Source organism: Paucibacter sp. M5-1 (assembly GCF_027498415.2).
In the GTDB taxonomy this organism is placed as follows: domain Bacteria; phylum Pseudomonadota; class Gammaproteobacteria; order Burkholderiales; family Burkholderiaceae_C; genus Roseateles_E.
The window spans coordinates 4,235,407-4,255,628 of the sequence record NZ_JAPZLM020000001.1 but is presented as its reverse complement, the minus strand read 5'-3'; the positions used below and the strand labels follow the sequence as shown (position 1 = coordinate 4,255,628).

The following is a 20,222-nucleotide window of genomic DNA, read 5'->3' as shown; positions in this document are numbered from 1 at the left end:
AGCCGCAGACACCCCAACCTCAATCCTTATCAACAAGCAAGGAGATACCGCCATGTTTGCCTGGTTCAAACGCCTCACCCTGCTGGCCTCGGTCGGCCTGCTGGCCGCCTGCGGCGGCGGTGATGATCACCCGCCCACGGTCGTCGACATCGCCCGCAGCGACGCCCGCTTCAGCATCCTCAGCGAGGCGGTGGTCGCGGCGGATCTGGGCGGCACGCTGTCCGCACCGGGCACGCTCACCGTGTTCGCGCCGACCAATGACGCCTTCGCCGCGCTGCTGACCGAGCTGGGCATCAGCAAGGCCCAGCTGCTGGCCGACAAGGCCTTGTTGACCGCGGTGCTGACCTACCATGTGCTGCCCGCCAAGGTGGAGCGCGCGGCCATCCCGGCCGGCAAGCCCATCACCACGCTGCAGGGCGGGATCTTCAAGATCGAGCTCAGCGGCGGCACCGCCCGGGTGACCGACGGGCGCAACCGCGTCTCGACCATCACCGCCACCGACATCCAGGCCAGCAACGGCGTTGTCCATGTGCTGGACCGTGTGCTGCTGCCGGCCGACAAGACCATCGTCCAGACCGCCAGCGCGCTGCCCGATTTCAGCATCCTGGTCGATGCCGTGGTCGCCGCCGATCTGGCCGGCACGCTGAGCGGCACCGGCCCCTTCACCGTGTTCGCGCCGACCAACGCGGCCTTCGCCGCGCTGCTGACCGAGCTGGGCATCAGCAAGGACGCCTTGCTGGCCGACAAGGCCCTGCTGACCAAGGTGCTGACCTACCACGTGCTGCCGGCCCGGGTGCTGAAGGCCGATGTGCCGGTCGGCCCGGCCATCACCACGGTGCAGGGCAATACCTTCACGGTCGACGCCAATCTCGACATCAGCGACCGCAACGGCCGCAAGGCCAGGATCACCGCCACCGATGTGCTGGCCAGCAATGGCGTGATCCATGTGATCGACAAGGTCATCCTGCCGACGCTGTGAGCGTCGCCCGCTCCCTTTTCCTCAACCCCAAAGAAAGCAGTACCCGATGAAAAAGCTCTTTGCAATCAGTGCCCTGTCCCTGCTCGCGCTGTCGGCGCAGGCCAAGGACATCGTCGACACCGCCGTGGCGGCGGGCAGCTTCAAGACCCTGGCCACCGCGCTGCAGGCCGCCGGTCTGGTCGACACCCTCAAGGGCCCCGGCCCGTTCACCGTGTTCGCGCCGACCGACGCGGCCTTTGCCAAGGTGCCCAAGGCCGACCTCGACGCCCTGCTGAAGGACAAGGCCAAGCTGAGCGCCGTGCTGACCTACCACGTCGTGCCCGGCAAGGTGATGGCCAAGGACGTCAAGGCCGGCAAGGTCAAGACGGTGCAGGGCAGCGAGCTGACCATCGCCACGATGGGCGGGGTCACGGTCGATGGCGCCAAGGTGACGGCCACCGACATCGCCGCCGACAACGGCGTGATCCATGTGATCGACAGCGTCGTGATGCCCAAGTAAGCCCGGCCGGGCTCAGCGCGGCGGCTTGAAACGCCGCCGCGCGGCCGCCACCTCGGCATGCGTCACGCACTGCGGCGCATGGTCGTTGATCAGGCCCATCGATTGCATGAAGGCATGCATGGTGGTCGGGCCGACAAACTTCCAGCCGCGCTTCTTCAGGTCCTTGGACAGGGCCTTGGAGGCCGGCGACTCGGTCAGGTTCTCGTGGCCGCCCTCCGGCTCGAAGCGCCAGATATAGGCGGCCAGCGAGCCCTGCTCGGCGACCAGCTCGATGAGGCGCTGCGCGTTGTTGATGACCGCCTCGATCTTGCCGCGATGCCGGACGATGCCGGCATCCTGCAGCAGGCGTTCGACGTCGGCAGCATCAAAAGCCGCCACGCGCTCGACATCGAAGCCGGCGAATGCGGCACGGAAAGCCTCGCGCTTGGCCAGGATGGTGCGCCAGGACAGGCCCGACTGGAAACCTTCCAGGCACAGCTTCTCAAACAGGCGCCGGTCATCGGCGACCGGGAAACCCCATTCGGTGTCGTGATAGTGCAGATAGGGCGGCCAGTCGGCGGCGGCGGCGCACCAGCGGCAGCGCGGCCGGCCATCGGCGGGAATGTGCAGTTGTGGATTCATGGTTGTCGATAACGTTCGGCCAGATCGCGCAGGAATCCCTCGCGCTCCAGCGTTTGCAAGGCCTGCAGCAGACGCCGCGTCAGGGCCGGCGGCAGCTTTCTGGCCACCACCGCGTACTGGGTATCTTCATGGAACACGACCGGTGCGATGCGCAGCCGCCCCGCGAACTCGGGCAGGCTCAGCAGCGGCAGCAGGGTCATGTCTTGCCCGTAGACCACGTCGGAGCGGCCCAGCATCAGCATGCGCAGCGCATCCAGGTCGGAGCGCGCCGCGTCGCTGAAAGGCACCCGGGCCTGCGTCAGCGCCTGCGCCAGCACCGAGCCCTGGGCCACCAGCACCGGCTTGTCGAGGCCGGCGCCCCTGAGTTCGGCGATGCCGCGCAAGGTGGTCGGGTCGTTCTGGCGCTGCACCGCGACATGCCGCACCCGGTACAGCGGCACCGGCAGATAGTCCCATTGGCGGGCCCGCTCGACGGTGTTGAGCAGGCAGAAGAACACATCGATCTCGCCCTGGGCCAGCATGCGCTCGATGCGCCGCAACGGCGTCAGCTGCCGCTGCCCCTCGAAGCGCAGCCCGGCATCAAGGCGCTCGACCGCAGCCATCAGCTCGGCACAGATGCCGGGCCGCGCGCTGTCGCCGGGCGCATACTTGACCGGTGCGCCGCTTTGCGCCGTGGTGCGCAGCACCACGGGCTGTGCCAGGGCGGCCCAAGGCGCGAGGCCCAGCGCCGCCAGCCATGCCCGTCGTGTGATCGCGGGGTATCTCATCCCTGTTTATGACTCTGCTTCCAATGTCGGCCCGGGCTTCAGCATAGCCGCCCGGCATCATGATGCAGCGCAGCAACCATAGAATAGTCACCATGGCTCAAGCTCAATTCACCTGCAGCGTTGTCGTGCAAGTCCTGCCCGAGCAGACCGAGGCTGAACAAGGCCGGTACGCCTTCAGCTACACGATCAGCATCGAAAACACCGGCGATGTCACGGCCCAGCTGGTGGCCCGCCACTGGCATATCAGCGATGCCGCCGGCCATGTGCAAGAGGTCAGCGGCCTGGCTGTGGTCGGCCACCAGCCGCTGCTGGCCCCGGGGCAGACCTTCCAGTACAGCTCCTGGGCCCAGATCGCCACGCCGCAAGGCAGCATGCGCGGCCGCTTTCTGTGCGTCACCGACGAGGCCGAGGTGTTCTACACCGAGGTGCCCGAATTCATGCTGGCCGACACCAGCACCCTGCATTGATGCGCTTCAAGCGAGTGAACCGGGCCTGGGATCTGACGGCCCTGCTGAACGCGGCCGACCCCAGGGCCGAACTGGCGGCACGCAATCTCTGGCTGGTGCGCCTGATGGAGTGGCTGCGCCACCCGGTCAAGCGCCACGGCGAGGCGGGCCTGGAGGGTGGCAGCGAGCGCCCCTTGCCGCTGCTGCGTCTGAAGCATCTGCTCAATATGCTGGAGCGCAACCCGGCCCACGCCGAGGCCTTCGCCGGTGTGCTGGGCAGCGTCTGGCGCGATATCCAGGCCCTGGGCCTGTTCGCCGATGTCGGCTTCGCCTCGCGCATGGCCTTGTGGAGCGAGCTGCTGCACCGGCTGCGCCAGCGCGTGCTGCCCGACACGGTGGACACCCGCGAGCTCGGCGAGCTGTTCGGCCTGCTGTTCCCCGAGCCCGAGGACGCGCTGTGGCTGGCCGAGCTTGACGACGAGCTGCTGAGCCGGCTTGCGGCGTTGTTCGGCCGGGCCGTGCCGGCCGGCGATGTCTGGCGCGAGCCCATGCTGGGCGGGCTCACGGTGCTGATCAGCGGCGTCGCGGCGGCCGGCCTGTCCGGCCCGCTGCGCCAGCGCATGGATCCCGAGCTGCTGAGCCACAAGCCGTTCACGCAGCTGGGCCGCGCCACCGAGCAGTTCAGCGATGCACTGCAGCGCGCCGACCGCGCCGCGATGATGCCGGCCCTGCAATACCTGCGCGTGCTGCTGGACAGCTGCCGGCTGGCGGCCGAGAGCATTCCGCGCCATCTCGAGGGCTACGGCGTCTCGGTGGACATCATCTTCGAGGTCGAGCAGATGCTGGAGCGGCTGCGCCGCATCGAGACCCTGCTGGACTGCCTGGTCTCGCCCGAGCCGCAGCGCGAGCTGGCGCGCCTGGTCGCCAACCTGGTGCGGGTGACCCATGCGCGGCGCAGCGTGCGCACGCTGTTCGCACGCCACTACTCGATGCTGGCCCGCAAGGTGGCCGAGCGCAGCGCCGAGACCGGCGAGCACTACATCACCCGCAACGCCGCCGAGTACCGCGACATGCTGCGCCGCGCGGCCGGCGGCGGCCTGGTGATCGCCGGCACCACCTTCGTCAAGTTCGCGGTCGGGGCGCTCTCGCTGTCGGCCTTCTGGGCCGGCTTCTGGGCCGGCGCCAACTATGCCGCCAGCTTTGTCGCGATCCATCTGATGCACTGGACCGTCGCCACCAAGCAGCCGGCGATGACCGCGCCGGCGATGGCGCAGAAACTCACCGACATCGACGACGACGAAGGCCTGGAGCGCTTTGTCGACGAGGTGGCCCATCTGCTGCGCTCGCAGATCGCCGGCATCGTCGGCAATCTGTCCCTGGTCCTGCCCATGGTGCTGGGCGTGCAGCTGCTGAGCTGGCTCAGCTTTGGCGCGCCGCTGGTCGGAGCCAAGGACGCCGAGCATGTGCTGCACAACCTGACCCTGCTGGGGCCCACGCTGCTGTTCGCCGCGCTGACCGGCACCCTGCTGTTTGCCAGCAGCCTGATCGCCGGCTGGGTCGAGAACTGGTTTGTGTTCTACCGCCTCGACGCCGCGATCGCCTGGAACCCGCGCATCGTCGCCCGCCTCGGTCAGGCGCGCGCGCAGCGCTGGGCCGACTGGTGGCGCGGCAATATCTCGGGCCTGACGGCCAATGTCTCGCTGGGCATGATGCTGGGCCTGGTGCCGGCGCTGCTGGGCTTTTTCGCGCTGCCCATCGAGGTGCGCCACGTCACGCTGTCGGCCGGCCAGATTGCCGCGGCCGCCGGCGCGCTGGGGCTGGAGGTGCTGCACCGGGCCGATTTCTGGTGGTGCGTGGCCGCCGTGCCGCTGACCGGCGCGCTCAATGTCAGCGTCAGCTTCTATCTGGCCTTCAAGGTGGCCCTGCGCTCGCGCGGCATCATGCTGGCCGACCGGGCCCGCGTCAGCGGCGCGATCTGGCGGCGCTTCAAGGCGCAGCCGCGCAGCTTCTTCCTGCCGCCCAAGGCCAACTAAGGCCTGGGGTCGCGGTCCTGCTCGGCGTCGCGCCGCTCGCCGCCCTTGCGGCCGGAGAACATGGTCCACCAGACAATGAATATCAGCAGGGCCAGCGCGCCCAAGGCCTCCAGCAACAGCAATCCCATGTCTTTATCCACTCTCTCCTGGCGTGCCGGACTGGCGGCGGCGATTCTAGGCGCGCTGGCGGCCTGCTCCACGACACCGCTGCCGCCAATGCCACCCGGGCCGGCGCCCGCGCCGAGCACCACTACGCCCGCTGCGCCGCCGGAGCGAGAGCGCGCCACGCTGCTGCGCGAACGCTCGCGCTGGCTGGCCAGCGACTGGTCCGAGCTGCCCGGCTGGGGCGAGGACCGGGCCGCCGAGCTCTGGCCGGCCCTGCTGCGCGGCTGCGCAAGATCTGCCCCCGGCTGGGCCGGCCTGTGTGCCCGTGCCGCGCGCGACCGGCCGGCCGACGATGTCGAGGCCCATCTGTGGCTGATGAAGCATCTGCAACCCTACCGGGTCGAGAGCCTGGACGGCCAGACCCAGGGCCTGGCGACCGGCTACTACGAGCCGCTGCTCGAAGCCACGCGCCGGCCGCAGGGCAGTTTCCGGGTGCCGCTGCATGCGGCGCCGCCCGATCTACAGCAGCGCCGCCCCTATTTCAGCCGCCAGCAGATCGCCACCGAGCAGCGCGAGCGCCTGCGAGCGCAGGAGCTGCTCTATATCGAGGACCCGCTCGATGCGCTGGTGCTGCAGATCCAGGGCTCGGGCCGCGTGCGGGTGCAGGAGAGCGACGGCCGCCAGCGCCTGGCGCGGCTGGCTTTCGCCGGCCACAACGACATGCCCTACCAGTCGCTGGGCAAGCTGCTGATCGAGCGTGGCGAGCTGCGCGCCGAGCAGGCCTCCTGGCCGGCCATCAAGGACTGGGCGCGCCGCAACCCGGCCCGCCTGAACGAGCTGCTATGGCAGAACCCGCGCTATGTGTTCTTCCGCGAGGAGCCGCTGCCCGACCCCGAGCTCGGGCCGCGCGGCGCCCAGGGCGTGCCGCTGACGCCGGGCCGCTCGATCGCGGTGGACCGCGCCAGCATCCCCTACGGCACGCCGGTCTGGCTGGACAGCAGCGAGCCGCTGTCCGACACGCCGCTGCGCCGCCTCGTGATGGCTCAGGACACCGGCAGCGCCATTGTCGGCGCGGTACGGGCCGACTACTTCTGGGGCTGGGGCAGCGAGGCCGAGGCCCAGGCCGGCCGCATGAAGCAGGCGCTGCGGCTGTGGGCGCTGTGGCCCCGGGAGCCCTCATGAAACGCTACCACTGCCATCTCGGCCGCGACATCTTCGTCACCGCCGGCACCGCCCGCGACCTGGCGCCCGGCGCCTTCGGCATCTGCGCGATCGGCGGCGGGGCCGAGGGCTGGGCCGTCGTGCATATCGGCCCGAACGGCGATGCCGCCGACCTTGGCGGCGAGTACTACTTCGCGACGCCCGAGGAGGCGCTGGAGTTCCTCAAGGAGCTGATCGAGCTGATGGGTGCGGCGCCCGAGTGAGCTGCTCGAACTCGCCCAGCGGCACCGGCCGGCTGAACAGATAGCCCTGGTGGGCCTGGCAGCCCTGGGCCAGCAGGAAGTCGCGCTGCGCCTCGGTCTCGACGCCCTCGGCCAGCACCTGCAGCCCCAGGCTCCGTGCCAGCGCGACGATGGTGCTGACGATGGCCGCGTCCTGCTTCTCGGTCAGCACATTGCGCACAAAGCTCTGGTCGATCTTCAGCTGGTCCAGCGGCAGGCGCTTCAGATAGCTCAGCGAGGAATAGCCGACGCCGAAGTCGTCCAGCGAGATGCCGACGCCGCAGGCTTGCAGCGCATTCATCTTCGCGATCATGCCCTCGACATCGTCCATCAGCAGGCTCTCGGTCAGCTCCAGTTTCAGCAGCTGCGAGCGTGCGCCGCTGCGCGCCAGCGCGCGCTGCACCTGGGTGACGAAGTCGGGCTGCTGGAACTGCCGGGCGCTGACATTGATGGCCAGGCTCATGCGCGCCAGCGCCGGATCGGCCGCCCAGGCCACCAGCTGCTGGCAGGCGCTGTCCAGCACCCACTGCCCCAGCGGCACGATCAGCCCGCTCTGCTCGGCCGCCGGCACGAAGTCCAGCGGCGCCACCAGGCCGCGCCGCGGATGTTGCCAGCGCAGCAAGGCCTCGGCGCCTATCACCGCGCCAGCGCCGTCGACCTGGGCCTGGTAGTAGAGCTCGAACTCGCCGCGCTGCAGGCCTTTGCGCATATCGGCATCGAGCTCGGCGCGGGCGCTGGCCGCGCTCTGCATCGTCGGGTCGAAGAAGCGGATCGCGTTGCGGCCGGCCGCCTTGCTCTGGTACATGGCCAGATCGGCCTGCTTCATCACATCCTCGCTGCCCTGCGCCAGCGCATCGAACAGCGCGATGCCTATGCTGGCGGTGCAATGGTGTTCATGCAGGCCGAGCTCGTAGGGCTCGGTCAGCGCTTCCATCAGCTTGCCGGCCACGCCCTCGGCCTCGGCCGCCGCCTGAGTCTTGTCCTCATTGAGCTCGGCCAGGATCACGACGAACTCGTCGCCACCCAGCCGCGCCACCGTGTCGCTCTTGCGCAGGCAGGGCGCCAGCCGCAGCGCCACCTGCTTGAGCAGCAGATCGCCGCAGTCATGGCCGCGGGTGTCGTTGAGGGTCTTGAAATTGTCCAGATCGAGCAGCAGCAACGCGCCGCAGCGGCCGCTGCGCTGGGCCGCGACCAGGGCCTGCTGCAGCCGGTCCAGCAGCAGGCGGCGGTTCGGCAGCGCGGTCAGCGGGTCGTAGAAGGCCAGGCGCTCAATCTCGGCGGCCGCCGCCTTGCGTTCGCTGATATCGCTGAACAGGCCCACGCAATGGCTGACCTCACCCCGGGCATCGCGCACCGCGGTCAGGGTCAGGCTCATCGGAAAGGTGCTGCCGTCCTTGCGCCGGCTGATCAGCTCGCCGCGCCAGCGGCCGTTGCGCAGCAGCAGGGTGCGGATCTCGGTAACGAAAGCGGCATCGTGGCGGCCCGCACCCAGCATCAGCGGCGTCCGGCCCAGCGCCTCGGCGGCGCTGTAGCCGGTGATCTCGCTGAAGGCCGGGTTGACGCGCAGCATCTCGTCGGAGGCGCCGGTCACGAACATGCCTTCCTGCGTCTCGAAGGCGATGGCGGCCAGGCGCAGCTCCAGCTCGTTGTGCTTGCGCGCGGTGATGTTGTTGCCGGTGCCGCGATAGCCGCAGAAGGCGCCGCCCGCATCGAAGACCGGCAGGCCGCTGATCTTGATCCAGCGCAGCGAGCCGTCGGCTTGCGGCAGGCGGAACTCGAACTGATGGATGGGCCGGTGCTGCTCCAGGTCCGACAGATGCTGATCCCAGGCCGGCTGCTCCTCGGGGGCCAGCGCCTGCACCAGCTCGCGCGAGGTCCGGCCCAGCAGCGACTCGATCGCCCGGCCGGTCACATGGGCGCTGTTCGGCGAGACATAGGTGAAGCGCAGCTGCGCATCGAGCTCCCAGAACCACCAGTCGGACGCGGCGGTGGCGAAGTCCTGGAAGCGCTGATCCTGCTGGCGCTGCAACCCCTGCTCGCGCCGCAGTCGCCGCACCACCTGGCGCATGCGCAGCCAGTGCGCGCCGGCCAGCAGGGCCAGCGCGGCCGCGCCACCGCCGACCAGCATCATGGCCGGCTCCTGGGGAGCCTGGAGGGGATAAGCGAGGGGGAGTACTGCAACATGCGCGGGCCGGGTGAGCGAGATCGAACCAGGCACGCAGCGCGCCAGCACTGCCGGGCGGCAACCCCGCTGCCCTGGTCCGCTGAAGCGGACGGTAGGCCGGAGGCTTTGCGACCCCGCTTTTCAGACGGGTGTGCCTTTGTCGAATGTGGAGGGGATGCTAAGGCTTCAGGGCGACCGGGGCGCGCGCTTTTTTAACGCTTGGGCGCCGCTTGAGCGGAAATAGAGTGCAGATTCTGATCCGCCATGCCCACCAGCAGGGCGCGGCCGTCCGGCAGCACCCGGAACTCGCCGAAGCGCGCCGCCTCGAAGGCCGCCGCCCGGCCCTCCTCGAAGAACCAGGCATCGCTGACCAGCACCCAGCGGCCGTCCTTGGGCGTCAGCTCCAGCAAGAGCTCACCCTCGGCCAGCGCCGCGTCGCTGGCATGCAGGCGCAGCAGCTGGGCCACGCCACGGCCGTCCAGCCGCGCCACCAGCCGTGGCCGCTGGCTGCCGAGATCCTGCAGCAGCGGCGTCTCGACGGCCGCCGGCAGCGCGAAGTTCAGCCGCATGAAGTCGCCCTGCATCAGCGAACGCGGATCGACTGGCGCCAGCGCCACAAACACCGGCCGGCCCTCGCGGATCAGGCGCTCCTTCTGCCAGATCGCGCCACTGGCGACCAGCAGCACCGCCGCCGCCCCGCACAGCAGCACCCAGCGGCCGCGCGCCGGTGCCGCCGGCGCGGCCGGTGCTGCCGCACGGCGCTGCGTCAGCCAGCTCAACAGACCCAGCAGCGCGCCCAGGCCCAGCAGCAGCAAGGCCTTCTGGCCCAGCGGCCAGTGCAGCTGGTAGTAAAAACTGCCAATGATCCAGGCCACCGCCACGGCCGCAGCACCGGCCAGGCGCCAGCGCTGGCTAACCGCCAGCAGGGCCAGCGCGAACAGCGCGCCACCCAGGCTGGGCAGCAGCCAGGCCAGCGCCGCGAGCACCGCCGCCAACATCAGGAACAGCGGCCGGCGGCAGCCCGGCCAGCAGCGCGCCAGCAGCAGCGCCCCGGCCAGCGCGAAGCCCAGCGAGCCGGCGCGCATCACGAGCGGCAGCCAGCGCAGCGCCGGCGACAAGGCGCTCCCGAGCTCCAGCGCCAGGCCGCCGGCCGCCGAGCCGCCCAGCACACCGCCCACCAGAAACGTCATGCCCGCCAGCCAGCACAGCCCGGCCAGTGCCACCAGCACCCAGCCACCGGCCAGCGCCTCGATCAGCGCGGCCCGGCGCACGCGCGGTCCGTCCAGCAGATGGCGCTGCTGAACCCACAGCGCAACGGCCCAGACGAGCAGCAGCAGATGCGGCGCCAGCCAGAAGGACAGCATGCCGCCGCCGAGGTCGAACCAGCGCGAGGGCAGCAGCTGCACGCTCAGCAGCGCCGCCGCCGCCGCGCCCAGCAGCACCCGCAGCCAGGGCCGCTGCAACCATGTCGCCAGGGCCAGCACCAGGCCCAGCAGCAGCAGGGCCGCGATCCGCATCGGCAGATCGCGGAACAGCGCAAAGCCCAGCAGACCGGCGCCCACCATCAGGGCCGGCAGCGCCAGTTGCTCGACAAACAGCGGCAGGCCCGGCCGGCGCATCAGTGACAAGGCGCCCGCCAGCACCGCCGCGCCGACCAGATAGCTGCCGGCCCCGCTGTCAAGCAGGCCGCCCAGCAGCGCGAACACCAGGCCCATCAGCGGGATCGCGGCGATCCAGGCGCCCAGCGCGGTCAGCAGCACGACCGGCCAGGGCCGGTGCTCGGTGGCGGGCGCCTGGGCATCGGCGGGCAGCAGGCCTTCGGCGACCGCCGCCTTCAACAACAGTTCATGCTTCATGCCGACTCCCCGCTGTAGTGCCGGGACAGGCGCAGGATGGTGCTGACCGAGCCGGCCAGCAGACCCGAGGCCAGCAGCGCCACCAGCAGAAAACTCCCGACCTGATCGCCCCGGCCGCTGAACAGCAGCCGCGCCAGCCCCGCCACCAGCAAGGCGTTCAGACCCAGCGCCACCGCGCTGAGCGCGAACACATCGAAGCCGCGCCGCGTCGCCAGCAGGCCGGCCGCGAGGCCCAGAATCAGCAGGCCCAGACCGTATTGCGGCGCAATGCGCTCATGGAACAGGCCCACGCCGGCGCTCAGGCTCAGCGCGATCACCGCGAACAAGGCCACCAGGCGCAGCGACCACAGCCCCGCGCCGGTGAAACGGCGCAGCGGCGGGCCCAGCCAGGCGCCCAGCGCCAGCATCGCGCCAAAGCCCAGCAGATGCACGCCCAGGTCCTCCGGCTGCACCCGCCAGCTGCGCCCGGTATGGGTCTGGGTCCACAGCGAGATGCCGGTCAGCACCACCAGGGCCCAGGGCGCCCACAGCAGATCCGAGCGCACCGCCACAGCCAGCGGCAGGCCCAGCACGGCCCACAGCGCAAACAGCTGCCAGGCATCGGCGCCGGTCTGGTAGGTCTGGCCGAAGAAGGCGAACAGCGCGCCGGTCGTCACAAAGGCCAGCAGGGCCAGCGGCGCGCGCGCGGCCGGCCGCAGCGCCGCGCCCACGCACAGCAGCAGGATCAGCCCCTGCAGCAGCGCAAAGCGCTCGAAGCGCCCCAACCCGGCCCAGTTCGCCGCCACCCACATCACCAGGCCCAGTCCGCCCAGCGCGGCCGCCAGCGCCGCGATGATGCGGGGCAGCCAGCGCTGCAGCGGGGCGGGCTCGTCGAAGAGGCCGGCCAGCCTATGCAGGCGCAGGGCCTGGGTGGCGGAAAGCCCGTGCAGGGCCGTCAGTTCAAAAATCCGGGCTCGCAAATCCATGCCGCGCATCATGCCCGGCAATCAGATCAGCGCGAAGGCAAAGCCGAGCAGGGCAGTGCACAGCGGCAGCAAACCCAGCACCGCCTCGATGCGGCGGTTCAGGCGGTTCGGCGCCGGCTCCATCAGGTCTTCGGCAAAGGCCTCGCTGCGGTAGCTCGGGAAAGGCGTGGGCTCGGACATGGCGTGCTCCTGATGCCGGGATCCGGCATGGCTGCACTGTCGACGCGGCCGGTCTCAAGCAGATTGCTGCTTTGTTGAGGAATTGTTTCGTTTGTAGCCGGCTTGTCCCCTGATTCGTCCTCTCGATGCGGGGCAGAAGCCGCTCGCCGACCCGGCTCGGCGGGCCAGAATCCAAGCCACCAGCTACACCAACCAAGGAGCCTCTCGATGTCCCAACACCTTCGCACCACCCTCGCCCTGCTCGGCGCCTTCTTGCTCGCCGCAGCCCCGGCCCTGGCGGCCGAGCGCAGCGTCACCCTGAACGTCGCCGGCGCCAGCGGCGACGGCGCCGCCGTCGGCACCGTGCGCATCGTCGAGTCGCCCTACGGTCTGGTCTTCCACCCGGCGCTGAGCGGCCTGCCGCCGGGCCTGCACGGTTTTCACGTCCATGAGAAGCCGTCCTGCGCGCCGGCCGCCAACAAGGACGGCGTGATGGTGCCGGCCCTGGCGGCCGGCGGCCATCTGGACCCGGCCGGCAGCGGCAAGCACGGCGAGCCCTGGGGCAGCGGCCATCTGGGCGATCTGCCGCCGCTGTATGTCGCCGCCGACGGCACGGCCAGTCAGCCGGTGCTGGGGCCGCGGCTGAAGCTGGCCGATGTGCTGAACCGCTCGCTGATGGTGCACGCCGGTGGCGACAACCATGCCGACCATCCGGCGCCGCTGGGCGGTGGCGGAGCGCGCGTGGCTTGCGGGGTGATCGGAGGCTGAATCCCGGCAGCGGGCGGCCCGGCTGGCAAAATGCCGGCTTGTCCGCCGCCGCCGCTCCCATGCCTTCCCTCGCTCCCCGCGTGCTCGCCGTCATCCCGCCGATGACACAGCTGAACACGCCCTATCCCTCGACCGCCTATCTGACCGGCTTTCTGCGCTCGCGCCAGATTCCGGCGGTGCAGGAGGATCTGGCGCTGGCCCTGATGCTGGCGCTGTTCTCGCGCGAGGGGCTGGCCGGCCTGCATCAGGCCGTGCAGGCAACGCCCGAGGCGCAGCGCTCGGCCCAGGTGCGCAGCTTCGCGGCCCAGTACGAGCGCTATGCCGCGACGATCACGCCGGTGATACGCTTTCTGCAGGGCGGCGACGCGACGCTGGCCCACCGCATCAACACCCGTGCCTTCCTGCCCGAGGGCAGCCGCTTCGAGACGCTGGACGCCTACCTCGATGAGGACGGCGGCGACCCGCTGGCCTGGGCCTTCGGCGCGCTGGGCCTGCAGGACCGGGCCCGCCATCTGGCCACGCTGTATCTGAACGATCTGGCCGATGTGCTGCGCGACGCGGTGGACGAGCGCTTCGAGTTCGTCCGCTATGCCGAGAAGCTGGCCACCGCCCAGCCCACCTTCGAGCCGCTGGCCCGGGCCCTGGCCGCACCGCCGAACCTGGTGGACCGGCTGCTGCAAGACCTGACCCTGGCGGCCATCGAGCGCCACCGGCCCCAGGTCGTGCTGCTGTCGGTGCCCTTCCCCGGCGCCGTCTATGCGGCACTGCGCATCGCCCAGACCATCAAGGCCCACAGCCCGGCGGTCAAGATCGTGCTGGGCGGCGGCTTCGTCAACACCGAGCTGCGCGAGCTCAGCGAGCCGCGCCTGTTCGACTTCGTCGACTTCATCACGCTGGACGCCGGCGAGCGCCCGCTGCTGGCCCTGCTGGAGCACCTCGAGGGAAAGCGCTCGCAGCAGCGCCTGGTGCGGACCTTTGTGCGCGACGCAAACGCGGTGAAGTACATCAACTTCGTCGAGCCCGACATTCCTTTCGAAGAGGTGGGCACGCCCACCTGGGACGGCCTGCCGCTGGACAAATACCTGTCGCTACTGGACATGCTGAACCCGATGAACCGGCTGTGGAGCGACGGGCGCTGGAACAAGCTGACCGTGGCCCATGGCTGCTACTGGAAGAAATGCAGCTTCTGCGATGTCTCGCTGGACTACATCTCGCGCTATGACGCGGCCTCGGCCGAAACGCTGGTCGACCGCATCGAGGCCATAGTCGCCGAGACCGGCCAGACCGGCTTCCATCTGGTCGACGAGGCGGCGCCGCCGAAGTCGCTGAAGACGCTGGCGCTGGAGCTGGAAAAGCGCGGCACCGCGATCAGCTGGTGGGGCAATATCCGCTTCGAGAAGACCTTCACGCCCGAGCTCTGCCAGCAGCTGGCCGACAGCGGCTGCATCGCGATCTCGGGCGGGCTGGAGGTGGCCTCGGACCGGCTCTTGCAGCTGATGAAGAAGGGCGTCTCGGTCGAGCAGGTGGCGCGGGTCACCAAGGGCTTTGCCGACGCCGGCGTGCTGGTGCATGCCTATCTGATGTATGGCTTCCCGACCCAGACCGTGCAGGACACGGTGGACGCGCTGGAGTATGTGCGCCAGCTGTTCGAGAACGGCTGCATCCACAGCGGCTTCTTCCACCGTTTTGCCTGCACCGTGCATTCGCCGGTGGGCATGAACCCCGAGGACTACGGCGTGCAGCTGCTGCCCCTGCCCGACAGCCCCTTCGCGAAGAACGATGTCGGCTTCATCGACCCCACGGGCGTCGACCACGACCGCCTCGGCCGCGCGCTGAAGAAGGCCATCTACAACTTCATGCACGGCATCGGCGTCGAGGAGGATGTGCGCAGCTGGTTCGATATGAAGGTGCCCAAGACCACGGTGCCCCGGCACAAGATCGCGAAGGCGCTGGCGGTGCCTGCATGACCAGTTTGCAGCCCCTGCTCGACACCATCGCCACCCTCACGCCCAACCCCACCGAGGCCCATCGCATCTTTCACGGCCGCGGCGGCCTGCACCCGGGCTGCGAGCATCTGGCGCTGGATGCTTTTCCGCCGGTCTGGCTGCTGACCAGTTTTTCGCAGCCGCTGAGCGAGGTCGAGCTGGCCGAGATCCACAGCGCCTTGAGCGCGCGCTGCGGGCCCACGCTGAGCTGGGCCTACCAGTTTCGCCATGAGGGCCGCAGCGAGACCCGGCTGATGGCCGGCAGCCTGCCCGAGCCTCAGCACATCGTCAGCGAGCAGGGCGCGCGCTATCTGGTCCATCTGCTGCGCGGCCAGAATCACGGCCTCTTCCTCGACATGGCCGAAGGCCGGCGCTGGGTGCGCGAGTGTGTGGCCGGCTGGCCCGACAAACGCCGGCTCAAGGTCTTGAACCTGTTCGCCTACACCTGCGCCTTCTCGGTCGTGGCTCTGCAGGCCGGCGCGACCCAGGTGGTCAATGTGGACATGAGCGACGGCGCGCTGGCCATAGGCAAGAAGAACCATCAGCTCAACGGTCTGACCGCCGCGCCTGGCATGGGCACGGCCAGCTTCCTGCCGCACGACATCTTCAGCAGCTGGGGCAAGATCGGCCGCGCCGGCCCCTACGAGCTGATCATCGTCGACCCGCCCAGCTTCCAGAAGGGCAGCTTCGTCGCCACCAAGGACTACGCCCGATTGATGCGCCGCCTGCCCGAGCTGCTGGTGCCCGGCGGCCGCGCGCTGCTGTGCCTGAACACGCCCAAGCTGGACCTGGGCTTTCTGCAGGCCCAGATGCAGGAACTGGCGCCCACACTGCGCTTTGTCGAGCGGGTGGCGAACCCGGCGGCCTTTGCCGATGTGGACGAGCAGCGCTCGCTGAAGGTGCTGGTGTATCAGGCGCCGGCACTGGGCTGAGGCGCCCCGCCAAGACGATAAACAGGGGCCGGCAGCGACAGCGCCGGCCTCGCCGGTTTCGGGGACGCGCGGCCATGGTCAAGCGCAGCGCCGGGGGCTAGGCTGGCGCAGGCCCATTTCAGCGGCCGGGAGTTCGTCATGCAGTACGCCTTTTCTTGTTTCTCAGTCTCCGCCGCTCGGTGCCTGGCCCTGGCCTTGCTGTGCGGCCTGCCGACCGGCGTGGCCTGGGCCGTCGACGCGGTGCCGGCGGCCGACACCCATATCAGCGCCAGCCTGCCGGCCAGCAATTTCGGCGCGCTGCCCACGCTCAATGTCGGCGGCGGCTCGCAGGCGCTGCTGCGCTTCGATCTGGGCACGCTGCCGGCCGGGCTGACGGCGGCCAAGCTGCAGAAGGCCAGCCTGGTGCTGTATGTCAATCGGGTCGGCACGCCCGGCGCGATCGAGGCCCAGACGGTCTACAGCCCCTGGACCGAGCTGGGCGCCACCGCCGCCAGCCCGCCGACCACCTCGGGCGCCGGCAGCGTGCCGGCCGTGCCGGTCAGTGCCGCCGGCCAGTATCTGGCCATCGATGTGACGGCCCAGGTGCGGCAATGGATCACCAGCCCCGGCAGCAACCATGGCTTCGCGCTGGTGCCGGCCGTCTCGGCGCCGGCCACCGTGGTGTTCTTCGACAGCAAGGAGAACACCGCCACCGGCCATGTGGCCCGGTTGGACCTGAGCCTGATGGACCAGGGGGCCAAGGGCGACAAGGGCGACACCGGCCCGGCCGGCCCGCCCGGCCCCAAGGGCGATACCGGCGCGACCGGTGCCCAGGGGCCGCAGGGCCTGACCGGTGCGACGGGGCCCAAGGGCGACACCGGCGCCCAGGGGCCACAGGGGCCTAGCGGCGTCAACCAGGTGCGCTCCTGGAACGGCCAGGTCAGCACCACGCCGATCGCGACCGCGACCTATGCCTTCCTCGGCCCCACCGCCAGCGTGACAACCACCACCACCCAGCGCTTCAGCAACGCCGCCACGCTGAGCTTCACCGCCTCGCTCAACACCAATCTGCGCGTCGACGTCTGCTACGCCCTCAGCAGCGGCGGCACGGTCTTCTCGCCCAATAACGGCTACAAGATCATGCCCACCACCGCCAATGTGCGGCAGCTGATCAACCTCAGCAACAGCTTCACACTGGGCGCCGGCAGCTATCTGATCGGCCCCTGCGCCCGCGGCACCTCGGCCGCGCTGACGCTGAGCGGCAACTCCGACGACTGGAGCACCGGCTGGAGCCTGGTGACCAACTAGCGGGGTTCGGCCCGCTCGGCCCGCTCAACCTGGAAAAGCCCAGGCCTCCAGCATCAGCCGCGCGCCGGCCACATTGGTGGCGCAGGGGATGTTGTGCACATCGCAGGCCCGCACCAGCGCGTTGATGTCGGGCTCGTGCGGCTGCGGCGTCATCGGGTCGCGCAGAAAGATCACGCCGTCCACCTCGCCCACCGCCAGCCGCGCCCCGATCTGCAGATCGCCGCCCAGCGGCCCGCTGAGCAGCCGTTCGACATGGACCAGTCCCAGCTCGTCGCGCAGCCGCCCGCCGGTGGTGCCGGTGGCCATCAGCTGACAGGTATTCAGGAAGGGCAGGAACTCGGCGGCCAGGGCCACCATCTCGTTCTTCTTGCGGTCGTGGGCGATCAGGGCGAGTCTCATGGGCGCATCTTAGGGGCCGGGCAGTTACAGCGCGGCGTCAATCGCGGTCGGGCGCGCCCAGCGGGAAGTAGTGGCGATAAGGCCTGGCCTCATCGACGGCACGCGCGAACGAGGGCCGCGCCAGCAGGCGGCGGCGGTAGGCCAGCAGATGGGTGTGGGCCTTGTCGATGGCATGGGTCCAGTCGGCATAGAACAGAAAGGGCGCGGCGGCGCAGTCGGCCAGGCTGAACTGCGCGCCGGCCGCCCACTCGCGCCCTGCAGCCATGCGCGCATCGAGCCAGGCATAGGCGGTATCCAGCATCGCCCGCGCCTCGCTGACACCGTAGGCGTCGCGCTGCTCGGGCGGCCGCAAGGCGTTGAAGACGATCTTCTGCTGCGGCGTCGAGACATAGTTGTCGAAGAAGCGGTCCAGCATCCGCACCTCCAGCGCCGCCTGCGCATCCTCGGGCAGCAGGCGCACCGGGCCCGGGCGGTGCAGGCCCAGGTATTCGATGATGCAGCTCGCCTCCATGATGGTGGCGCCGCGCTCCTCGTCGACCAGCAGCGGAAAGCGCTTGATCGGCCACAACTCGGCCAGCGCCTTCGTCGCCGGACAGTCCGGCCCCTCCAGCAGCTGCGGCTCAAACGGAATCGCGTTCTCGTAGAACGCGATCAGCACCTTCTGGCAGTAGGACGAGAAGGGGTGGTAGTAGAGCTGCAGGGGCATGGGAATGTCTCCGTTGGTGGCGATGGTGCCATGGAGACTCGACGGATGGGGTGGGCGGGGTTCGACATGCTCATCAGGAAACACGGCTGCAGGGAGAACCTGAACTTGATCGCCTAAGGGGAAAGTAGCGTCAATCCACCTCGATGGCGGGGCAATGGTGGCAATGGAAGTTCTCCCGTCGTCCGCAGCAGCGTGTCTCGCAGTACATCCAACTCTTGGTTGATAGCCGCGTCCTCGGCAGCACCTTCCGGTTTAGTCAGTTTGCCCGCCCGCACCAAGCGAGCCACACCCTTCAACATTTTTTCTTGGCTTGCGATTTCAGATGCGAGGAGGCTCGCCGTTTTCAATGCGCCTAGCCGGTATCCCACCGTTGCGCCGTCATTGAGAAGCAGCAATTCTTCCGTATGCCTGCCATCGGCCGTCTGCGGCTCCATTCGCCCTGTAGATGCATCGAACCGCAGGTGCCTAGCCATCTCATGGTCACACGGATTGACAATGAAAGGGCCAGCCTTCTCATCAACAGGCCAATCGTTGTTCTTCCTGCTATTGCAGATACCACAGCAATAGAACAGGTTCTGGTAGTCACACAAAAGATGAGCAAACCTCTGAATGCCCTTTGGCCTATAGTGATCCACCCCGAAATTCAGATTGGGAGCACTGCTGTCGGGTTGTCGACAGTACACGCATACCCTTGCAAATTCCCACTGCAGGAAACGCTTATATGTACGGTACTGCCTAAACTTCCCCGGCTTGAGCGCGCGAATGTGTTTGGCTTTGGGATATTGGAAAAGCGCCACGACTAAATAGAGAGTCCCAGTCGCTTAGCACGCTCTTCCCGAGTAGCCTTACTTCGCGCCACCACCAGCGCAGCCTCTTCCAGCGCATCAACCTGAGCGGGCGTAATGCGCGGCGATCTTTCAATCAAACGGTTGTTGAGGATTTCTAGCCTTGCGACTATCTCAGCTGTATTTCTGCCGCCAGCGTACTTGGCCGCCATCAACTCAACGCGACGCCTTGCTATGCGGTCTACATCTTGACCCGAATGGAAGTCAGCCTCTGCAGCTTTGACTTTGAATGACTCATTCCCAATTGGCGTCACATTGGGCGCAGATACCGATGTTGGCGTCAGTGCAGTTGGGGCTTGCGGCCCCTCCTTTGTATCATTGAAAAAATCAACAATTCCAGATTTCTCTGACGCAAAAGCTGTTCGACTCGCCAACCCCTTCCGAGCTTGTTTTTCCGGCTCGAAAGGGGCTGTACTAACCCAGCTAAACGACGGCGTTATTAGGGGGGTCGTATCAACATAGAAATCCATGGCGCGCCTTACCCCTTCGTCGATTTTCCTGCACTGGAGAGATATTCACGAGCCTTCTCTCCAAGCGACCAGTCAAAAACATCAAAAGCCTGAGAGTGCATTACATCCAATGCGGCCGAGACATCATCCACGGCGACCTCGTTGCGAAAGACGTCAACATCCAGCATGTACTCTGGATGTATTGATGCGTCCTTCTGCTGACGGCTGACCCTTATCCCGTGCTGAAGCAAACAGCCTCCGTCTCCAGCAACGAGTTGCAGTTTCCCAGCGTACTCGCCGATGCCCTTGAAATTAGTCCCAACAATGGGAGCAACAAGCTGGTGATTAACCCACCCATTGCGAGGATCATCCGTTCCCTCAATGACATTGATGTATCGAAGCCCGACTCGCGTGAAAAAGTCCGAATCGATCACCTTTGTCGCCGCATCAACCACACGCAGCACCTTCTCACGCATTTGAGCGTATTCCGTATACGCCGTGGTCTCAATGGAGACTGCACTTTCCTTAAGCGAAACAGTCCAATTCAGCTTTGCAGATCGAAAAACATGTGTGCTGTTCGACCCAGACGACACGCTCCCCAAAGCTAAGGTCACCTCATTCTGCAGCTCAAGGTACGGGTAGTCCTTTCGAAGCGCCGTCACAAACTTCTCAGGCGGCCTCGCTGCTCCGAGTTCCATGAGAGTAGGGAAACGCAACTCACAGACCGCTTGGCGTAAGTAGTTGCGCTTATAACGATCGACGTTTTTCGACCGTACCGCAACCAGAGTGTCTGCTTCCCAAGTGGGGTTCATGCT

22 protein-coding genes and 1 riboswitch are annotated in these 20,222 nt (G+C 68.2%); of the genes, 10 read left to right on the top strand and 12 right to left on the bottom strand.

The window, feature by feature from the left end; all coding sequences use genetic code 11:
- Positions 1 to 52 precede the first annotated feature (52 nt).
- Together O5M90_RS20120 and O5M90_RS20115 are read left to right on the top strand one after the other, a co-directional pair.
- Positions 53 to 979 carry a fasciclin domain-containing protein gene (locus O5M90_RS20120; protein WP_269838292.1) on the top strand — a complete coding sequence of 309 codons (927 nt, stop codon included), beginning with the start codon at positions 53 to 55 and terminating at the stop codon, positions 977 to 979.
- A gap of 46 nt (positions 980 to 1,025) precedes the next feature.
- A complete protein-coding gene (locus O5M90_RS20115) occupies positions 1,026 to 1,478 on the top strand; it encodes a fasciclin domain-containing protein (protein ID WP_269838293.1) in 453 nt (150 codons plus the stop codon).
- A gap of 12 nt (positions 1,479 to 1,490) precedes the next feature.
- Here the strand turns inward: O5M90_RS20115 and O5M90_RS20110 are convergent, their stop codons facing one another.
- Positions 1,491 to 2,099 carry a DNA-3-methyladenine glycosylase I gene (locus tag O5M90_RS20110; protein ID WP_137942896.1) on the bottom strand — a complete coding sequence of 203 codons (609 nt, stop codon included), beginning with the start codon at positions 2,097 to 2,099 and terminating at the stop codon, positions 1,491 to 1,493.
- The gene (locus O5M90_RS20105) at positions 2,096 to 2,866 is read right to left on the bottom strand and encodes a substrate-binding periplasmic protein (protein ID WP_137942895.1); all 771 of its coding nucleotides are present in this window, start codon (positions 2,864 to 2,866) and stop codon (positions 2,096 to 2,098) included. Before O5M90_RS20105 ends, O5M90_RS20110 begins: the two co-directional genes overlap by 4 nt.
- Before the next feature lie 92 nt (positions 2,867 to 2,958).
- Between O5M90_RS20105 and apaG the strand changes: the two genes are divergently transcribed.
- Together apaG and O5M90_RS20095 are read left to right on the top strand one after the other, a co-directional pair.
- Positions 2,959 to 3,333 (top strand): Co2+/Mg2+ efflux protein ApaG, encoded by a 375-nt coding sequence (gene apaG, locus O5M90_RS20100; RefSeq protein ID WP_137942894.1) that lies wholly within the window; start codon positions 2,959 to 2,961, stop codon positions 3,331 to 3,333.
- Entirely contained in the window at positions 3,333 to 5,345 is a 2,013-nt protein-coding gene (locus tag O5M90_RS20095) for a site-specific recombinase (RefSeq protein ID WP_171018250.1), read from the top strand. Before apaG ends, O5M90_RS20095 begins: the two co-directional genes overlap by 1 nt.
- Here O5M90_RS20095 and O5M90_RS20090 read toward each other — a convergent pair.
- Positions 5,342 to 5,473 (bottom strand): hypothetical protein, encoded by a 132-nt coding sequence (locus O5M90_RS20090; RefSeq protein ID WP_262971629.1) that lies wholly within the window; start codon positions 5,471 to 5,473, stop codon positions 5,342 to 5,344. The genes O5M90_RS20095 and O5M90_RS20090 overlap by 4 nt on opposite strands.
- On the opposite strand from O5M90_RS20090, the gene mltA reads away from it, so the two are divergent.
- Together mltA and O5M90_RS20080 are read left to right on the top strand one after the other, a co-directional pair.
- Complete coding sequence (gene mltA / locus O5M90_RS20085) at positions 5,472 to 6,632, top strand: murein transglycosylase A (RefSeq protein WP_269838294.1); 1,161 nt, start codon at positions 5,472 to 5,474, stop codon at positions 6,630 to 6,632. The genes O5M90_RS20090 and mltA overlap by 2 nt on opposite strands.
- The gene (locus O5M90_RS20080) at positions 6,629 to 6,874 is read left to right on the top strand and encodes a hypothetical protein (protein ID WP_137942892.1); all 246 of its coding nucleotides are present in this window, start codon (positions 6,629 to 6,631) and stop codon (positions 6,872 to 6,874) included. Before mltA ends, O5M90_RS20080 begins: the two co-directional genes overlap by 4 nt.
- Here the strand turns inward: O5M90_RS20080 and O5M90_RS20075 are convergent.
- The 4 genes from O5M90_RS20075 to O5M90_RS20060 all read right to left on the bottom strand — a co-directional run bounded on the left by O5M90_RS20075 (position 6,834) and on the right by O5M90_RS20060 (position 12,057).
- On the bottom strand, positions 6,834 to 9,023 hold the full coding sequence (locus tag O5M90_RS20075; protein WP_269838295.1) for a putative bifunctional diguanylate cyclase/phosphodiesterase: 2,190 nt from the start codon (positions 9,021 to 9,023) through the stop codon (positions 6,834 to 6,836). The two genes, O5M90_RS20080 and O5M90_RS20075, sit on opposite strands and share 41 nt — an antisense overlap.
- A gap of 107 nt (positions 9,024 to 9,130) precedes the next feature.
- Positions 9,131 to 9,222: riboswitch (cyclic di-GMP riboswitch) on the bottom strand.
- Between the two features lie 46 nt (positions 9,223 to 9,268).
- Entirely contained in the window at positions 9,269 to 10,912 is a 1,644-nt protein-coding gene (locus O5M90_RS20070) for a GDYXXLXY domain-containing protein (RefSeq protein WP_269838296.1), read from the bottom strand.
- On the bottom strand, positions 10,909 to 11,877 hold the full coding sequence (locus tag O5M90_RS20065) for a DUF2157 domain-containing protein (RefSeq protein WP_269838297.1): 969 nt from the start codon (positions 11,875 to 11,877) through the stop codon (positions 10,909 to 10,911). The genes O5M90_RS20070 and O5M90_RS20065 overlap by 4 nt, the downstream gene beginning before the upstream one ends.
- Before the next feature lie 21 nt (positions 11,878 to 11,898).
- Positions 11,899 to 12,057: a hypothetical protein gene (locus O5M90_RS20060; RefSeq protein WP_269838298.1), complete on the bottom strand. Its 159-nt coding sequence runs from the start codon at positions 12,055 to 12,057 to the stop codon at positions 11,899 to 11,901.
- 207 nt (positions 12,058 to 12,264) lie between these two features.
- Here O5M90_RS20060 and sodC point away from each other — a divergent pair, with 207 nt between their 5' ends.
- The 4 genes from sodC (at position 12,265) to O5M90_RS20040 (ending at position 17,008) form a co-directional block, all read left to right on the top strand.
- Positions 12,265 to 12,804: a superoxide dismutase [Cu-Zn] SodC gene (gene sodC / locus O5M90_RS20055; protein WP_269838299.1), complete on the top strand. Its 540-nt coding sequence runs from the start codon at positions 12,265 to 12,267 to the stop codon at positions 12,802 to 12,804.
- 59 nt (positions 12,805 to 12,863) lie between these two features.
- On the top strand, positions 12,864 to 14,771 hold the full coding sequence (locus tag O5M90_RS20050) for a B12-binding domain-containing radical SAM protein (protein ID WP_269838300.1): 1,908 nt from the start codon (positions 12,864 to 12,866) through the stop codon (positions 14,769 to 14,771).
- A 5-nt stretch (positions 14,772 to 14,776) separates the two neighbouring features.
- Positions 14,777 to 15,721, top strand: coding sequence for a class I SAM-dependent methyltransferase (locus tag O5M90_RS20045; protein ID WP_269838381.1), 945 nt, complete (start codon positions 14,777 to 14,779; stop codon positions 15,719 to 15,721).
- Positions 15,722 to 15,859: 138 nt separating this feature from the next.
- Entirely contained in the window at positions 15,860 to 17,008 is a 1,149-nt protein-coding gene (locus O5M90_RS20040; RefSeq protein ID WP_269838301.1) for a DNRLRE domain-containing protein, read from the top strand.
- 24 nt (positions 17,009 to 17,032) lie between these two features.
- Here the strand turns inward: O5M90_RS20040 and O5M90_RS20035 are convergent, their stop codons facing one another.
- From O5M90_RS20035 to O5M90_RS20015, 5 genes are all read right to left on the bottom strand, one after another.
- Positions 17,033 to 17,407, bottom strand: coding sequence for a methylglyoxal synthase (locus O5M90_RS20035; RefSeq protein ID WP_269838302.1), 375 nt, complete (start codon positions 17,405 to 17,407; stop codon positions 17,033 to 17,035).
- A gap of 37 nt (positions 17,408 to 17,444) precedes the next feature.
- Entirely contained in the window at positions 17,445 to 18,113 is a 669-nt protein-coding gene (locus tag O5M90_RS20030; protein ID WP_269838303.1) for a glutathione S-transferase family protein, read from the bottom strand.
- A 113-nt stretch (positions 18,114 to 18,226) separates the two neighbouring features.
- Complete coding sequence (locus tag O5M90_RS20025; protein ID WP_440402293.1) at positions 18,227 to 18,547, bottom strand: hypothetical protein; 321 nt, start codon at positions 18,545 to 18,547, stop codon at positions 18,227 to 18,229.
- 365 nt (positions 18,548 to 18,912) lie between these two features.
- On the bottom strand, positions 18,913 to 19,428 hold the full coding sequence (locus O5M90_RS20020) for a hypothetical protein (protein ID WP_269838305.1): 516 nt from the start codon (positions 19,426 to 19,428) through the stop codon (positions 18,913 to 18,915).
- Positions 19,429 to 19,436: 8 nt separating this feature from the next.
- A complete protein-coding gene (locus O5M90_RS20015; protein WP_269838306.1) occupies positions 19,437 to 20,219 on the bottom strand; it encodes a TIGR04255 family protein in 783 nt (260 codons plus the stop codon).
- Between the last annotated feature and the right edge of the window lie 3 nt (positions 20,220 to 20,222).

Excerpts from the sequence above, each read along its gene's own strand:
- O5M90_RS20075 (WP_269838295.1), bottom strand. The coding sequence starts at position 9,023 with ATGATGCTGGTCGGCGGTGGCGCGGCCGCGCTGGCCCTGCTGGCCGGC.
- apaG (WP_137942894.1), top strand. The coding sequence starts at position 2,959 with ATGGCTCAAGCTCAATTCACCTGCAGCGTTGTCGTGCAAGTCCTGCCC.
- O5M90_RS20110 (WP_137942896.1), bottom strand. The coding sequence starts at position 2,099 with ATGAATCCACAACTGCACATTCCCGCCGATGGCCGGCCGCGCTGCCGC.
- O5M90_RS20040 (WP_269838301.1), top strand. The coding sequence starts at position 15,860 with ATGCAGTACGCCTTTTCTTGTTTCTCAGTCTCCGCCGCTCGGTGCCTG.
- O5M90_RS20115 (WP_269838293.1), top strand. The coding sequence starts at position 1,026 with ATGAAAAAGCTCTTTGCAATCAGTGCCCTGTCCCTGCTCGCGCTGTCG.
- mltA (WP_269838294.1), top strand. The coding sequence starts at position 5,472 with ATGTCTTTATCCACTCTCTCCTGGCGTGCCGGACTGGCGGCGGCGATT.
- O5M90_RS20070 (WP_269838296.1), bottom strand. The coding sequence starts at position 10,912 with ATGAAGCATGAACTGTTGTTGAAGGCGGCGGTCGCCGAAGGCCTGCTG.
- O5M90_RS20080 (WP_137942892.1), top strand. The coding sequence starts at position 6,629 with ATGAAACGCTACCACTGCCATCTCGGCCGCGACATCTTCGTCACCGCC.
- O5M90_RS20015 (WP_269838306.1), bottom strand. The coding sequence starts at position 20,219 with ATGAACCCCACTTGGGAAGCAGACACTCTGGTTGCGGTACGGTCGAAA.
- O5M90_RS20030 (WP_269838303.1), bottom strand. The coding sequence starts at position 18,113 with ATGCCCCTGCAGCTCTACTACCACCCCTTCTCGTCCTACTGCCAGAAG.
- sodC (WP_269838299.1), top strand. The coding sequence starts at position 12,265 with ATGTCCCAACACCTTCGCACCACCCTCGCCCTGCTCGGCGCCTTCTTG.
- O5M90_RS20105 (WP_137942895.1), bottom strand. The coding sequence starts at position 2,866 with ATGAGATACCCCGCGATCACACGACGGGCATGGCTGGCGGCGCTGGGC.
- O5M90_RS20090 (WP_262971629.1), bottom strand. The coding sequence starts at position 5,473 with ATGGGATTGCTGTTGCTGGAGGCCTTGGGCGCGCTGGCCCTGCTGATA.
- O5M90_RS20065 (WP_269838297.1), bottom strand. The coding sequence starts at position 11,877 with ATGGATTTGCGAGCCCGGATTTTTGAACTGACGGCCCTGCACGGGCTT.
- O5M90_RS20060 (WP_269838298.1), bottom strand. The coding sequence starts at position 12,057 with ATGTCCGAGCCCACGCCTTTCCCGAGCTACCGCAGCGAGGCCTTTGCC.
- O5M90_RS20035 (WP_269838302.1), bottom strand. The coding sequence starts at position 17,407 with ATGAGACTCGCCCTGATCGCCCACGACCGCAAGAAGAACGAGATGGTG.
- O5M90_RS20095 (WP_171018250.1), top strand. The coding sequence starts at position 3,333 with ATGCGCTTCAAGCGAGTGAACCGGGCCTGGGATCTGACGGCCCTGCTG.
- O5M90_RS20050 (WP_269838300.1), top strand. The coding sequence starts at position 12,864 with ATGCCTTCCCTCGCTCCCCGCGTGCTCGCCGTCATCCCGCCGATGACA.
- O5M90_RS20120 (WP_269838292.1), top strand. The coding sequence starts at position 53 with ATGTTTGCCTGGTTCAAACGCCTCACCCTGCTGGCCTCGGTCGGCCTG.
- O5M90_RS20020 (WP_269838305.1), bottom strand. The coding sequence starts at position 19,428 with ATGGATTTCTATGTTGATACGACCCCCCTAATAACGCCGTCGTTTAGC.
- O5M90_RS20025 (WP_440402293.1), bottom strand. The coding sequence starts at position 18,547 with ATGGAGCCGCAGACGGCCGATGGCAGGCATACGGAAGAATTGCTGCTT.